The organism is Actinosynnema sp. NPDC023794 (assembly GCF_040639675.1).
Classification (GTDB): domain Bacteria; phylum Actinomycetota; class Actinomycetes; order Mycobacteriales; family Pseudonocardiaceae; genus Actinosynnema; species Actinosynnema luteola.
The window spans coordinates 1-13,988 of sequence record NZ_JBFAFR010000003.1 but is presented as its reverse complement, the minus strand read 5'-3'; the positions used below and the strand labels follow the sequence as shown (position 1 = coordinate 13,988).

Annotated in this window: 10 protein-coding genes and 1 tRNA gene; 2 read left to right on the top strand and 9 right to left on the bottom strand. The window is 71.6% G+C overall.

Annotated elements, in window-relative coordinates; all coding sequences use genetic code 11:
- Positions 1-26: 26 nt before the first annotated feature.
- The 9 genes from pth to AB0H12_RS08490 form a co-directional block, all read right to left on the bottom strand.
- Positions 27-596 (bottom strand): aminoacyl-tRNA hydrolase, encoded by a 570-nt coding sequence (gene pth / locus AB0H12_RS08530; RefSeq protein WP_499621824.1) that lies wholly within the window; start codon positions 594-596, stop codon positions 27-29.
- Complete coding sequence (locus AB0H12_RS08525; protein ID WP_230567425.1) at positions 586-1,098, bottom strand: DivIVA domain-containing protein; 513 nt, start codon at positions 1,096-1,098, stop codon at positions 586-588. Before AB0H12_RS08525 ends, pth begins: the two co-directional genes overlap by 11 nt.
- A gap of 58 nt (positions 1,099-1,156) precedes the next feature.
- Positions 1,157-1,762, bottom strand: a complete 606-nt coding sequence (locus AB0H12_RS08520) for a 50S ribosomal protein L25/general stress protein Ctc (protein WP_499621821.1) — start codon at positions 1,760-1,762, stop codon at positions 1,157-1,159.
- A gap of 201 nt (positions 1,763-1,963) precedes the next feature.
- A complete protein-coding gene (locus tag AB0H12_RS08515) occupies positions 1,964-6,190 on the bottom strand; it encodes a hypothetical protein (RefSeq protein WP_499621819.1) in 4,227 nt (1,408 codons plus the stop codon).
- 31 nt (positions 6,191-6,221) lie between these two features.
- Positions 6,222-7,193, bottom strand: a complete 972-nt coding sequence (locus AB0H12_RS08510; protein ID WP_499622514.1) for a ribose-phosphate diphosphokinase — start codon at positions 7,191-7,193, stop codon at positions 6,222-6,224.
- A 13-nt stretch (positions 7,194-7,206) separates the two neighbouring features.
- Positions 7,207-8,685 carry a bifunctional UDP-N-acetylglucosamine diphosphorylase/glucosamine-1-phosphate N-acetyltransferase GlmU gene (glmU, locus tag AB0H12_RS08505; protein ID WP_499621818.1) on the bottom strand — a complete coding sequence of 493 codons (1,479 nt, stop codon included), beginning with the start codon at positions 8,683-8,685 and terminating at the stop codon, positions 7,207-7,209.
- 67 nt (positions 8,686-8,752) lie between these two features.
- Positions 8,753-10,378, bottom strand: a complete 1,626-nt coding sequence (locus AB0H12_RS08500) for a GGDEF domain-containing protein (protein WP_499621817.1) — start codon at positions 10,376-10,378, stop codon at positions 8,753-8,755.
- A 112-nt stretch (positions 10,379-10,490) separates the two neighbouring features.
- A tRNA-Gln gene (locus AB0H12_RS08495) sits at positions 10,491-10,561 on the bottom strand.
- A gap of 307 nt (positions 10,562-10,868) precedes the next feature.
- A complete protein-coding gene (locus tag AB0H12_RS08490; RefSeq protein ID WP_499621815.1) occupies positions 10,869-12,014 on the bottom strand; it encodes an alpha/beta hydrolase family protein in 1,146 nt (381 codons plus the stop codon).
- Between the two features lie 155 nt (positions 12,015-12,169).
- Between AB0H12_RS08490 and AB0H12_RS08485 the strand changes: the two genes are divergently transcribed.
- On the top strand, positions 12,170-13,129 hold the full coding sequence (locus AB0H12_RS08485; protein ID WP_499621813.1) for an acyl-CoA desaturase: 960 nt from the start codon (positions 12,170-12,172) through the stop codon (positions 13,127-13,129).
- A 128-nt stretch (positions 13,130-13,257) separates the two neighbouring features.
- Complete coding sequence (locus AB0H12_RS08480) at positions 13,258-13,851, top strand: TetR/AcrR family transcriptional regulator (RefSeq protein ID WP_053719425.1); 594 nt, start codon at positions 13,258-13,260, stop codon at positions 13,849-13,851.
- The last annotated feature ends 137 nt before the right edge of the window (positions 13,852-13,988 follow it).

Genomic DNA, 13,988 nt, shown 5'->3' with positions numbered 1-13,988 from the left:
GGACCCGGCGGACCCGGGCCTCGGGCTCAGTGGAACTTGTTCTGGGCGGCTTCCAGCCCCAGCTCCAGCAACGCCTCCACGGCGTCCGCCGCCCGGTCCAGCTCCAGCGCCAGCTGCTTGCGCTCCACCAGCGAGAAGTCGCGCAGCACGTAGTCGGCGGGGTCCATCCGGCCCGGCGGCCGGTCCACCCCGAACCGCACCCGGTGGTAGTCCTTGGTGCCCAACGACTTCGTGATCGACCGCAGCCCGTTGTGCCCGTTCTCGCCGCCGCCGAGCTTGAGCCGCACCGCGCCGAACGGCAGGTCCAGCTCGTCGTGCACGACGATGATCGACGACGGTGGCGCCTTGTAGAAGTTCGCCGTGCCCGCCACCGGACCGCCGGAGGTGTTCATGTAGCCGCGCGGCTTCGCCAGCACGACCCGGCGGCCGACCAACCGGCCTTCGAGGACCTCGGCGCCGCCCTTGTGGGCCTTGAACTTCCCGCCCACGCGTGCGGCCAACTCGTCCAGCACGAGGAAGCCGACGTTGTGCCGGTTGCCCTCGTACTTGGGGCCGGAGTTGCCCAGCCCGACGACCAGGGCGACGTCATCGACCACGGAACCGCAACTCCTGCTCAAGCTCGTCCAACAGGGCGTCCACCGCGCGCACCTGGTAGCCCCGGCGCAGCCCGGACGTGGTGGTGAACCTGGTGTGGCGCACCTCGCCGGAGGTCATCCGCCCCCGCCCGTCCAGCGCCGCGGCGGCCCGGCCGAGGAACGCGTCGACTTCGCCGCGATCGTAGCCGTTCGGCGAGCGCGGCAGCTTCACCGCCAGCACCGCCTCACCGGTCTGCAACGTGGTCGGCGGCACGTGACCGGACCGCAGCTGGTGCTCCAAGGCGGCCAGGAAGTCGTCCACGGTCCGCTGGTCGTACCCGCCGGCGATCTCGGTGAACGCGATCGTGCGCACCTGGTCGGGGTGCAGCGACGTGCGTCCGGCCAGCGCGTCGGCGATGCGCAGCACGAACGCGTCCACCTGCGCCGGGTCGTAGCCCTTGCCCCTCTTGCGGGGGAACCGGGTGGCGCGCACCTGCGCCGGGCTCAGGAACGGGAACGGCACGCCACCCCAGCCGTGCGGCGGGGGAGGCGTGCCGTTCGAGTTGCCCGACGTGATGGGCTCAGCCTTCTTCGGTGGCCTCGGGCTCGGCGGCCTCACCGGTGTCGCCGTCCAGCTCGGCGGCGGTCGGCGCGGCGTTCACCGCGAGGACCATCGCCTCGCCGTCGGTCACCAGCGTGGTGCCGGCCGGCAGGACCAGGTCGGAGGCGTGCACCTGGGTGCCCGCGGTCAGACCGGCGATCGAGTACTCGACCTGCTCGGGGATGTTCAGCGCGTCGGCCTCCACCTGGACGGTGGTGAGGTCCTGCGTGAGCAGGGTCGCCGCGGCGGCGTCGCCCGTGAGGACGATCGGCACCTCGACGGTGACCTTCTCGCCCCGCTGCACGAGCAGCAGGTCGACGTGCTCGATGTAGTTCTTGATGGGGTGCGTGGTGACGGTCTTGGTCAGCGCCAGCTCGGTGGAGGACTCGATGTCCAGCGTGAGAACTGCGTTCTGACCGTGCTCGCGGACAACACGGGCGAACTCGAGCGCCGGCAGGGCCAGGTGCTTCGGGTCGGAACCGTGGCCGTAGAGCACCGCGGGGATCTTGCCGGCGCGGCGGGTGCGGCGGGCGGCGCCCTTGCCGAACTCGGTGCGCTGCTCTGCGGCGAGACGGACCTCGGACACGGTGGGGCTCTCCTAACGGTCTGGCCTGGTAAACGTCGGCGGGTACGTCGGGCGGGGCGAAGCGGGGGTTGGCCTGCGGCGGCGGGCGGCGCGGAGGGTGAACACGCGCGGCATCACAACCGCCGCGTCGATCACGCCGAGCGTGATGCTCGCCCTCGCCGAGGCAACCTGGCCAGTGTAGGCCGATCCGCTGGGCGGGGCCTAATCGGGGGTTCGTTCCCCGCGACCGCCGCTGAACCGAGCCTCGACGCGGGCGATGGACGCCAGCTCATCGGTGATCGCGTCCAACCCCTCCGGGGTGGTCCGGCGCAGGGTGTCGATCGCGATCGGCCACGCCTTCGCGGCGAGCATCCGCGCGATCAGCCGCTGCCTCGGCCCATCGGGCAGGTCGACCGCGACATGCGCGATCTCGGTCGTCAGCCCGTCCACCGGGATCAGGTCGACCATGCGGCCCGCGTGTTCCCGTTCACCGTGGCCCAGCAGGTCGGACACGATCCGCACCACGGCCGACGCCCGCAGTGGCGTGGACCTGATCGACCGGACCAGCGTCGTTGCGCGGTCGAACTGCCGTGCGATCAAGGCCACGTCGACCAGACCCGACAGCGCCAAGTCCCGCCGGGTGTTCGGGTGCATCGCGAGCGCGGCGGCCTCGGCGCGGGTCGTCAAACGGCGTGCGCGCTCAGTCTCACCAGCGATGATCAGTGCGCGCACCGCGTCAAGGACGATCCGCCCCTCGGTAAGCGGGGCCAGAGCGAGTCTGTCCACCCGGTCCAGGTGACCGGCGGCGGCCAAGGCCCTAACCACTTTGCTCAGGGCCGACTTCCCCAAGTCGACGGCCAACGCCTCGGCCCGGTCCAGATCGCCCTCGGCGAGCGCCAGGTCCACCACGAGCGCCCGCACCCACCGTTCGTCGTGCCTTTCCAGCTCGGCGGCGATCACCTCGCCCGCGTGTGCGACCTCGCCGGTGACGCGCATTGCCGTCACCAACTGGGTGATGGCGTGCTGGCGCCACAACGGGTGCGTGATCCGGGACCCGAGCGGTATCGCCTGATCAAATGACTTTCGCGTCACCAACTCGTCGAGCAGCCACGTCAGAAGCTCGTCGGGTTCGGTGCCCTCAGGTGGCGAGAGGGCGATCAGCTCCGCCCTGTCGAGGTCGCCCTCGGCCACCGCGGTGCGGATCGAGGCGACGACCCGGTCGCGTACCCGCTTCGGCGTCGTCAACGGTGCTGCAGGGGAAGACGGGCGGTTTCCGGTGGCATCGCCCGCGGCCTCGACGTGGCGGCGCAGGGACGACCTCCTCCACACGACGTTGTCGCTCCACAGCGTCGCCATGAGTTCCTCGATCGGGTCGGCCGGATCGAGGGTGAACCCCGCCCGAAGCACCAGTCCGCGGGCGCGCTCGTGGTCTCCGTGTCGCCAGGCGGCCATCGCGACGCTGGTCAAGGCCTCGCTGAGCGCGGCAGGCTGCGTGATGGCGCCGGCCATGGCTTCGGCCCGGTCGAGGTCGCCGTCCAGGGCGATCGACTCGATCACCAGGCCGTGGACCTCCCGCAACCGGGACCCTTCGGCACGCGCGAACGTCACCGCCTCCCGCACCGCCGCCTTCGCCCGGGGCAGGTCACCGGCCGTCGCTGCCCGCACGGCGATATCGCCCAGTGCGATGCTCCGCAACCCGGGATGCCGGATCGATCGGGCGAGCGACAGCGCCGGATCGAGGTCGCCGGCAGCTACAAGCGCCCGTACTACGCGCGCGACGGCCTGGCCGCGGAGGACGGGGTCCGTGATCGAGCCCGTCACGGCTCGGGCGCGCTCCAGGTCACCGAGAGCGATCGCCGCATCGGTCATCGCACGCAGTGCCACACCCTCGTGGTACCCGTCCGGCACGGCGCGTGCGGTCTCGCGCGCCCGGGAGAACATCCGGTCGGCCCTGGCGTGATCCCCCGCCACGACCGCCGCGCGCACCGCGTGCACCAGCGCTTGGCCCTCGCGAACCGGGTACGGGCCGCTGAAGTCGAGCACCACCTCGACCCGGTCGAGCACCCTCCGGGCCTGCGCCACGTCGCCCGCCGCGACGAGGGCGCCGACCACCGCGCCCAACGCCCTGCTCAAGTGCCTGACATCGACCATCCGGTCGACCACGGCTCCTGCGAGATCCAAGCCGCCCGCGGCGATCGCGGTGTCGACCACGGCGGCGAGCACCCGGTCCCGGTCGAGCACGGCGACCCAAGGGCCGGAGCCGAGGGCCTCGGGCTTGGGAGTCGTGGTGGCCGCCGCGTCCACGGCGTCACCGAGGAGCGCCAGCGCGCGGCCAGGGTCGGTGCGAACCAGTGCGCGGGCGATGCGGACCAGCATCTCGCCGCGCACCGCACCGTCGGTGATCAGCCGGCTCAGGGCTTCGGCCCGGTCGAAGTCGTCGCGTCGCAGAACGGCCCAGACCACGTCGTTCAGCGCCCGGCCCTGAGCGGTCGGATCGGCGATCGGTACCGCGAGACCCGCCGCGCGGTCGAGGTCGCCGGACGCGGCCGCCGCCTCGACCGCGATGCGGAGGGCGTCACCCCGACGGCCGACGTCCCCGATGGACCGCGCCACGGCCACCGCCCGGTCGAGGTCCCGGTCCGCGAGGCAGGCCACGACCGCCGGCCACACCTGATCGCGCACCGGAACGCTTTCGATCGCCTCGACCAGCGCTTCGGCCCGGTCGGCCTCACCGGTGCGGACCGCGCACCTGACGAGTGACGCCATGACCTGGTCCCGCTGCCACGGGTCCCTGACCGACCGGAACGAGGTCTCGGCACGGCCGCACAGCTCACGCGCGGCGTCGAGGTCGCCGCGGTCCACGAGCGCCGCGACGACCGCCTCCAACGCTCGTCCGTAGTGCCAGGCGTCCCGGATGGTGGAGGTGAGCTCGATCGCGCGGTCGAGGTCGCCGCCCCCGATCACCGACTGCACGACGCCGAGCAGCGCGTGATCGCGCTGGTGGATGCCGGGGATCGAGTTGGCCAACGCCTCGGCCCGGTCGACCAGGCCGATCCGGGCCGTCAAGGCGGGCAGGTGAAGCGGCAGCGCGTCGTTGCGGCTGGTCAGGCGGTCGTGGTGGACGGCGAGTCGGCTCATCGGGACCAGGTCGGGTTCCGCCGCGGCGAGCACTGCCTCCTGCGTGGCCGTGATCTCGGCCATGGCCGCCGCATCACCGCCGGACACGTCCAGGAGCAGGTCGTGGCGGGCCGCGTCGGTGGCGCACACGACCATGCGCGGCAGGTCACCGGTCGCGGTGAGCATCGAGTAGTAGCCGCGCAGCAGGTACTCGGGGCTCGCGGCGGGCCAGCCTCGGGCGCGGTGCCGGTCGGCCCAGCGGTGCAGGCGGTCGCGGTACTCGGCCAGCCGTGGGCCCAGCATGGCGGTCGCGGTGTGGTGCAACTCCTCGTGGCCGAGCAGGTAGACGTCCGGCGACCGGCCCGGCTCGTAGTGGGCGTTGCGCCTGCGGAAGCTGCGGCCTGTCACGGTGCGCAGGTGGTCGTCGACGTCCCAAACGGACAAGCCCGTCAGCTCCGCCAGGTCGGCCGCGGTGAGGCCGCCACCCGCCGCGGTGAGCAGGCCGAGCAGGTCCTGTTCGGTCGACGAGCCGTGCAGGAGGCGCTTCAGCTCGCGTTCCATGTCGGCGCGTTCCGCCTGCGCGGCCGGGGAGGTGGTCAGCGGCCGGGCGATGGCCGGGTCCCGCAGCGGGTGGTGGTCCGGGACGTCGGCGGGGATCGGCGGGTCCGGGCGGCCTGCGACGATCACCCGCAGGCCCGCCGGCGGGTCGAGGGGGAGCAGCGCGGCGATGCTGTGGGCGTCCAGGCCCGTCGTCACGCCACGGTCTTCGTCCAACCCGTCCACCAGCAGCACGAAGTGCTCGCCGCGGTCCCGGCACGCACCCGCGGCCTCGGCCAGCAGGCCCAGCAAGTGGCCTTCGCGGGTCGCCTCGGTCACCATCGGCGGCAGGTCCTGGCCCAGGATCGTGACCAGTTGCTCCAGGACGTTCTCGATGAACGCGGTCCGGTCGTTCTGCGCGGCCAGGCGGGCCGTGATGAAGAACGACACCACGCGGACGCCTTGGGGCGGGTTCAGCACGAACGTCGACATCAGTGCCGACTTGCCCGACCACGCCGGTGCCCGCCACCACCGGTAGCCGCCCGCCGTCGACGGGGAGGTGCAGAACGAGGACAGGTCAGCCAGCTCCGCCTCGCGGCCGATCAACTCCGGCGGCGCGATCCGCCGCACCTGCTCCCGGTACCGCGTCCGCACCGGTGCGCCGGTCACGAGGTTCACGTCGCCGTGCACGACGCCGATCTGGGCGACCGGGCCGTGCACCGTGCCCGACACCGAGTTGGACGACGAACGGCCCGACGCATCAGGTGCGTCGGGCCGTTCGTGTTCGAGCGCCATCCGGGGATCATCCCGTAGAGCGCGCGAGGTGTCAGGCGTTGCCGTCGAACAGGGAGGTCACCGAGCCGTCCTCGAAGACCTCCTGGATCACGCGCGCCAGCAGCGGCGCGATCGGCAGGACGGTCATGGCGTCGAATCGCTTCTCCGCCGGGATCGGGAGGGTGTCGGTGAACACGACCTCACGGGCGCCGCAGTCGCGCAGCCGCTCGATGGCCGGGCCGGACAGGACCGGGTGGGTGGCGGCGATGACGACGTCCGACGCGCCCTCGGCCAGCAGTTGGTCCACCGCCTTGGTGATCGTGCCGCCGGTGTCGATCATGTCGTCGATGACGACGCACAGCCTGCCCTCGACCTGGCCGACCACCCGGTTGGCCACGACCTCGTTCGGCCGCAGCGGGTCGCGGGTCTTGTGGATGAACGCGATCGGCGTGCCGCCGAGGGTGTCCGCCCACTTCTCGGCCAGCTTGGTGCGGCCGGCGTCGGGGGAGACGACGGTGATCTCGCGGCCCGCGTACTTGGCCTTGATGTGCTCGGCCAGCAACGGCATGGCCCAGAGGTGGTCCACCGGGCCGTCGAAGAAGCCCTGGATCTGCGCGGTGTGCAGGTCCACGGCCACCAAGCGGTCCGCGCCCGCGGTCTTGAACAGGTCCGCGACCAGGCGGGCCGAGATCGGCTCACGGCCGCGGTGCTTCTTGTCCTGCCGCGCGTACGGGTAGAACGGCATGATCACGGTGATGCGCTTCGCGGACGCGCGCTTCAGCGCGTCCACCATGATCAGCTGCTCCATCAGCCACTGGTTGATGGGCGCGCAGTGCGACTGGATCACGAACGCGTCGCAGCCGCGCACGCTCTCCTCGAACCTCACGAAGATCTCGCCGTTGGCGAAGTCGTACGCCGACTGCGGGGTCACCGACACGTTCAGGTGCTTGGCCACCTGCTCGGTCAGCTCGGGGTAGGCCCGCCCGCCGAAGAGCATCAGGTTCTTCTTGGGTGTCCCGGCCATCGTGGGGTTCACGTCAGCGCCCTTCATCGGTTGTGCCTGCATTCTCGGGCGTCAGAGCGCGCTCCGCCGCTTCGGCCGAAGGCGTGCCCGCACGGCGGGACACCACCCATCCGTCCAGGTTGCGCTGGGGGCCGCCGGACACGGCCAGGGCGCCGGGCGGCACGTCGCGCCGCACCACGGTCCCCGCGCCGGTGTACGCGCCGTCGCCGACGGTGACCGGCGCGACGAACATGTTGTCCGAACCGGTGCGGCAGTAGGACCCGATCGTGGTCCGGTGCTTGTGCACGCCGTCGTAGTTCACCGTGACGCTGGCCGCGCCGATGTTGGAGTGCTCGCCGATGGTCGTGTCGCCGATGTAGCTCAGGTGCGGCACCTTGCTGCCGGCGCCGATGTCGGAGTTCTTCGTCTCCACGAACGTGCCGATCTTGCCGCGCTCGCCGAGCCGGGTGCCCGGCCGCAGGTAGGCGAACGGGCCGACCGACGCGCCCGCGCCGATCTCCGCCCCGGAGCCGTGCGTGCGCACCACGGTCGCGCCGTCGCCGATCACGCACGCCGACAGCGTGGTGTCCGGGCCGACGACCGCGCCCTCGCCGACGGTCGTGCCGGCCCGCAGCTGCACGTTCGGCTCGATCAGCACGTCCCGCTCCAGCCGCACGTCGGCGTCCAGCCACGTGGTGGCCGGGTCGATGACGGTCACGCCCGAGCGCATCGCGGCCTCCACCAGCCTGCGGTTCAGCTCGGCGCCCAGCCTGGCCAGCTGCACGCGGTCGTTCACGCCCTCGACCAGCCAGGCGTCCGACGTGACCAGCGCGCCCACGCGCCGACCGTCGCCGCGCGCGATGGTCAGCACGTCGGTCAGGTACAGCTCGCCCTGCGCGTTGTCGGTGGACAGCCGGGACAGCCCGTCGCGCAGCACGGCCGCGTCGAACGCGTACACCCCGGAGTTGATCTCGGTGATCTCCCGCTGCTCGGGCGTGGCGTCCTTCTGCTCCACGATGCCCTCGACCGCGCCGTCCGCGGACCGCACGATCCGCCCGTACCCGGTGGGGTCGGCCGCCACGGCGGTCAGCACGGTGACGGCGTTGCCGCGCGCGCCGTGCTCGGCGAGCAGCCCGCGCAACGTGTCGGAGTCCAGCAGCGGCACGTCGCCGTAGGTCACCACGACCGTGCCGCCGAGGTCGGACGGCAGCTCGGCGAGCCCGCAGCCGACCGCGTGCCCGGTGCCCTTCTGCTGCTCCTGCACGGCCACGGTGACCTTGCGGTCCAGCGCGGTGGACAGGCTGTCGAGGTGGTCGGCGACCGCGGCGCGGCCGTGGCCGACCACGACGGCGAGGTGGTCCGGGTCCGTCCCGGCGGCGGCGCGCACGGCGTGCTCCACCAGGGAACGACCCGCGACGCGGTGCAAGACCTTCGGGGTGGCTGAGCGCATGCGGGTGCCTTCACCCGCTGCGAGGACGATCGTGCTGACTGGGGTGGGGACACCCTCGAGCATCAGCGCTCTCCCTAGCTGAGTGCGTGCCTTCAGCGGGAGGGGCCTGGCTTCCCGCCAGGTGCCGATACTAAGCCTCCGAGGAGGGCTCTACTTCCACGGCCGCAACCTGGCAGCCACCTCGCCGCTTCGCCGCGTACATCGCCGAGTCGGCTCGGGCGAGCGCCGCGTGCGCGGCCTCGCGCGGGCGCACGGAGATCACGCCCACGGACAGCGTGACCCCTCTGGACAGGTCGGAAGGCAAGGCGGCGACCGCATCCACGGCCCGGGCGAGGGCTGCTTGGGCGGCGTGCAGCGGCGCACCGGGCAGCAGCACGACGAACTCGTCGCCGCCGTAGCGGGCCACCAGGTCGTCGCCCCGCAACGCCTGGCGCAGTGTGCTCGCAATCACGCGGAGGACGTCGTCACCCTCGGCGTGCGAGTGCTTGTCGTTGACGACCTTGAACCCGTCGAGGTCGACCAGCGCGATGGCCATCGGGTGGGTCTGCGCGTTGATCAGCGCGGCCAGCCGGTCGTCGAGCGCGCGGCGGTTGGGCAGCCCGGTCAGCGGGTCCTGCAACGCCTGCTGCGCGATGGCGCCGTGCGCGCGGGTCAGCCGTTCGTGGTCGCGCCGGGTGAGCAAGGTGGCGGTGCGCGCCTCCTGCATCAGCCACAGCTCCACCTCCAGCGCGTTGGCGTAGGTCTGCAACGCCGAGATGGTGCGCTCGCCGTGCGGGCCGGACATCCGGGCGTACTCCCGGGTCAGGCACAGCATCAGGGTCGGCTCGGAGGTGTCGTGCTCCAGCCGGTCCTGCGCGTCGTGCAGCACCTGCAACGCCTGCTGCGGCAGCTCCTCCATCTCCAGGCAGCGGGCCAGCGCGATCGACACGATGATCAGCTCGCGGGCGTACATGGACAGCTCGCGCAAGGCCCACAGCCGCGCGATGTGCTCCGCGCCCGGCTTGGCCAGCGCGTGCGCCGCGCCGATCACCGGCACCTGCTCGGCGGCGGTGCGGTCGCGCCGGCCGGGGTGCAGCGACTCGCGGAACGGCCCCTCGACGGCGGTGGCGATGGCCGACGCGGTGGCGAACCGCTCGGCGGCCTCCTCGAAGTTGTCCACCCGCTCCAGCCGCAGGCCCCAGCCGATCAGCAGCCGGGCCCGGTTGACCAGGTGGACGTAGATCTGGTGCGGGTTGGCGCTGTCCCGGATCGCGTTGTGCGCCCGCGCCAGCACCTCGTCGGCCATCTCGTAGACGCCGAGCTGGGTGAGCACGAGCCCGGTCGACTGCAACGCGGAGGCGAGCAGCCGGTCCCAGGTGCGCTTGTCGATCATCGGGTCGGGCGCGAGGTCCTCCTCCAGCATCGCCAGGCCGCCCGCGACCTCGGTCAACGCCTTGTCCTCGAAGCCGCCGAGCAGGTAGCGCCGCCCGCGCAGGGCGTGCGCCTCCGCCTCCAGCACCAGCAGGCCGTGCCGGCGGCAGTGCGCCACCATCTCGTCCAGGACGGAGTCGGACAGGTCGACCAGGCCGGGGGTGACGATCCTGACCACCGCGGCCGCGCGCAGCAGCTGGCCGACGATCCGCGGCTCGCCGCGGCCCTGCGCCTCGGCCAGGATCTCGTCGACCTCGTGCGCCGCGTCGAGCTGGTCGGACAGGTGGCTGCTCTGGGCCACGGCCACGAGCTCACTCGCGCGGCCGACCAGCCACGCGTCGGACATCTCGTGGAGCGTCGGCGCCACGTTGTCCTGCTCGTCGACCGCTTCCTCGTGCAGCGACTCACACCCCCATGCAGACGCAGGGCGGCCGGGGCCTTCGTGGCCCGGCCCCTCGCTCCGCCACCAGGATTCGAACCTGGACCATCGGAACCAAAATCCGAGGTGCTGCCTTTACACCATGGCGGAACGGTCGAGGCTCGCCCCGACCGCGCGAACACATGTTGTCACGAGTCCCGCTCGAAGGTCAGCACCACCACTCAAGTGGCGGCAAGCCCACCGTGACCCGATCATGACACTGTGTGTTTATACAGGTCAGAGTGCTGAAGAACGTGGCCTACATCACGGGTGGGTGAACTCTGCACCGCTGCGGGTCGCAGCTTGAGGGCTGCGTGACGGGGTCTCGTGCCCCCTGTTCGCCATGATTTCGGGCGAAACAATCACCCGCTTAACTACCTTGCGTAGTCGATCGGGCACAAGCAGGTGCGCCGCCGCGCTACCGGATGCCGCCGACCGAGTCGAGGAACTCGGTCAGGGTGCGGTCGTAGGCCTCCGGGTCGACGTTCCACGCCGCCGTGTGCTCGGCCGCGGGCACCTCGACGTACCGCATGGGCCAGTCGAGCCGGTCCGCCGCCGCGGCCAGGTCGCGCGACGCCTGCACCGGCACGGTGCCGTCCGCGCCACCGTGGAACAGCAGCGTCGGCGGCCTGCGCGCGGGCGGGTGGTCGAGCAGGTCGAAGCGGGTGAACTCCAGGTCGATCCGCCAGTCCGAGACCAGCTCCGCGATCGGAGCCAGCTGCACCGGCACGCCCCGGTTGCGCGACTGAAGCTCCAGCGTCTTCGTCCAGCTCACCACGGGCGCGTCGAGCACGACGGCGGCCACGGCGTCCGCCTCCGCCGAGCGGCCGAGGAACTGGCCGACGATCGCGCCGCCCATCGACCACCCGTACAGCACGACGTCGCGCGCGCCGTGCTCGCGGGCGTACCTGACGGCCGCCTCCACGTCACGCCACTCCGTGTCGCCGAGGTGGTAGAGGCCGTCCGGCGAGCGCGGCGCGCCCTCGTCGTTGCGGTAGGTCACGGCGAGAACGGGTAGTCCCAACTGGTGCAGAGCAGGCATCACCCGCAGCGCCTCGGCCCTCGTGCCGCCCCGACCGTGCACCGCGACGACCCACGTGTCCGACGTCGCGGGGACCAGCCATGCGGGCGCGTCACCCAGTTCGGTGGGAATTCGCACGTCCGTGTACTCCAGGTCGAGCGCGGTGGCGGGGTCCGTGCTCCAGACCGACGTCTCCAGCCGCACCTGCGTGCCGTCCGCCGGCGCCTCGCCCTGCAGCTCGCGCACCACGGTGCCCTCGGACCGCTGGGTCACCGGGCCGACCTTCGCGCCGCCGCCCGGCCAGACGAGACCCCACGTGCCGGGAAGCACTGTGACCCTGGACTCCGCCAGCGCGACGGTCCCCGAAGCCGACGACGTGACCGTGTCGCGGTAGCCGGGACGGGCGTTCTCCGGTTCGAGGAGTTGGCCGCTGTAGTACCAGCCGAACCCCAGTAGGCCCCCGGTGACCAGCAGGAACACCACCGCGAACGTGACCAGTGCGATGCGGAGGCGGCGGCGGGAGCGGACGTTCGGTGACCCCATCACCGAATGATGCCCCCGCGGTGATCGACACGCCCGACTTCCTGAGAACACGCCGTGACTTCGGCCTCGGCTCTGGCGGGACAAGGCACGGCTAACTTACGCTTCCGTAAGTTACGGTTCCGTAGGTAGCCCCGAGCACACAACGAGGTACATGTATGACCAGCACCCTTGAGAGCAGGTCCACGCCGCAGGGTCCTGAGGATCGCGGACCCAAGCCGATGATCGAAGGGCGACGGGGACACGTCGAGCAGTTCGGCGTGTACGTGTTCGTCATCGTGCCGTTCCTGGCTCTGGTCGCGGCCGTTCCGCTCGCTTGGGGTTGGGGCCTGGGCTGGGTGGACGTCGCGCTGTTCGTGGCCTTCTACTACCTGGCCGGCCTCGGCGTGACGATCGGGTTCCACCGGTACTTCACGCACGGCTCGTTCAAGGCCAACCGCGCGCTCAAGATCGGCCTGGCGATCGCGGGCATGATGGCGTTGCAGGGCCCGGTGATCGTCTGGGTCGCCGACCACCGCCGCCACCACGCGTTCTCCGACCGCGAGGGCGACCCGCACTCGCCGTGGCTGTTCGGCCGCGGCCCGGTCGCGCTGGCCAAGGGCTTCTGGCACGCCCACATGGGCTGGCTGTTCGACCGCGACAAGACCAACGCGGAGCGCTTCGCGCCCGACCTGCTGGCCGACAAGGACCTGGTCCGGATCGACAAGCTGTTCCCGCTGTGGACCGCGATCAGCCTGCTCGCGCCCGCCGTGCTCGGCGGCCTGATCACGATGTCGTGGTCCGGCGCGCTGTCGGCGTTCTTCTGGGCCGGCCTGGTCCGGGTGGCGTTCCTGCACCACGTGACGTGGTCGGTCAACTCGATCTGCCACATGGTGGGCGACCGCCCGTTCGCCGCGCGGGACCGTTCCGCGAACGTGTGGGCGCTGGCGATCCTGAGCTTCGGCGAGTCGTGGCACAACCTGCACCACGCCGACCCGACGTGCGCGCGGCACGGCGTCAAGCGCGGTCAGATCGACACGTCCGCGCGGCTGATCTGGCTGTTCGAGAAGTTCGGCTGGGCGACCAACGTGCGGTGGCCGAACCAGCAGCGGTTGGCCCGCATCAGCGCCAAGAAGTAGACGTGGCCGAGAAGTAGTCCGGCAAGCGACCGCCTGCCCCTCGCGACCCACGCGGGGGGCAGGTGTTTAGGGTGGTCTGGGTGGCGGGGAGACGGCGCGGCGACGAGACACCGGTGCCGCGCGTGCGGATGACGGGCAAGGAGCGGCGCGAGCAACTGCTCGACGTGGCCCGGGCGCTGTTCGCGGAGAAGGGCTTCGAGGTCACCTCCATCGAGGAGATCGCGCACCGGGCGGGCGTGTCCAAGCCCGTGGTGTACGAGCACTTCGGCGGCAAGGAAGGCATCTACGCGGTCGTGGTGGACCGCGAGATGCAGTACCTGATGGACCACATCGTCAACGCGCTGTCCGGCGGGCACCCGCGTGAGCTGCTGGAACAGGCGGCGTGCGCGTTGCTGGACTACATCGAGGGCTCGACGGACGGCTTCCGGATCCTCGTGCGCGACTCGCCCGTGGCGTCGTCCACCGGCACGTTCTCGTCGTTGCTGAACGACATCGCGTCCCAGGTGGAATCGATCCTGGGCCTGCACTTCTCCCGCCAGGGCTACGACCGCAAACTGGCCGCGCTCTACTCGCAGGCCCTCGTGGGCATGGTGGCGTTGACCGGCCAGTGGTGGCTCGAGGTCCGCAAGCCGAAGAAGGACGAAGTGGCCGCCCACCTGGTCAACCTGGCCTGGAAGGGCCTGTCCCACATGGACCACAAACCCCGCCTCCGCACCCGCTGACCCCGCGTGTCGAACGCTCAGGTCCCGCGTGTCGAACCTTCGGGACCGGCGTGTCGAACCCTCGCGTCCCGCGTGTCGAACGTTCAGGACCCCCGAATTCAACGCTCGGGCCCGGCCGGGGCCGACGTGAACGTAGA

What these genes read in the sequence shown, in the direction of transcription:
- AB0H12_RS08485 (WP_499621813.1), top strand. Translation starts at nt 12,170, where the DNA reads ATGACCAGCACCCTTGAGAGCAGGTCCACGCCGCAGGGTCCTGAGGAT.
- AB0H12_RS08490 (WP_499621815.1), bottom strand. Translation starts at nt 12,014, where the DNA reads ATGGGGTCACCGAACGTCCGCTCCCGCCGCCGCCTCCGCATCGCACTG.
- AB0H12_RS08515 (WP_499621819.1), bottom strand. Translation starts at nt 6,190, where the DNA reads ATGGCGCTCGAACACGAACGGCCCGACGCACCTGATGCGTCGGGCCGT.
- AB0H12_RS08500 (WP_499621817.1), bottom strand. Translation starts at nt 10,378, where the DNA reads ATGTCCGACGCGTGGCTGGTCGGCCGCGCGAGTGAGCTCGTGGCCGTG.
- glmU (WP_499621818.1), bottom strand. Translation starts at nt 8,685, where the DNA reads ATGCTCGAGGGTGTCCCCACCCCAGTCAGCACGATCGTCCTCGCAGCG.
- AB0H12_RS08510 (WP_499622514.1), bottom strand. Translation starts at nt 7,193, where the DNA reads ATGGCCGGGACACCCAAGAAGAACCTGATGCTCTTCGGCGGGCGGGCC.
- AB0H12_RS08480 (WP_053719425.1), top strand. Translation starts at nt 13,258, where the DNA reads ATGACGGGCAAGGAGCGGCGCGAGCAACTGCTCGACGTGGCCCGGGCG.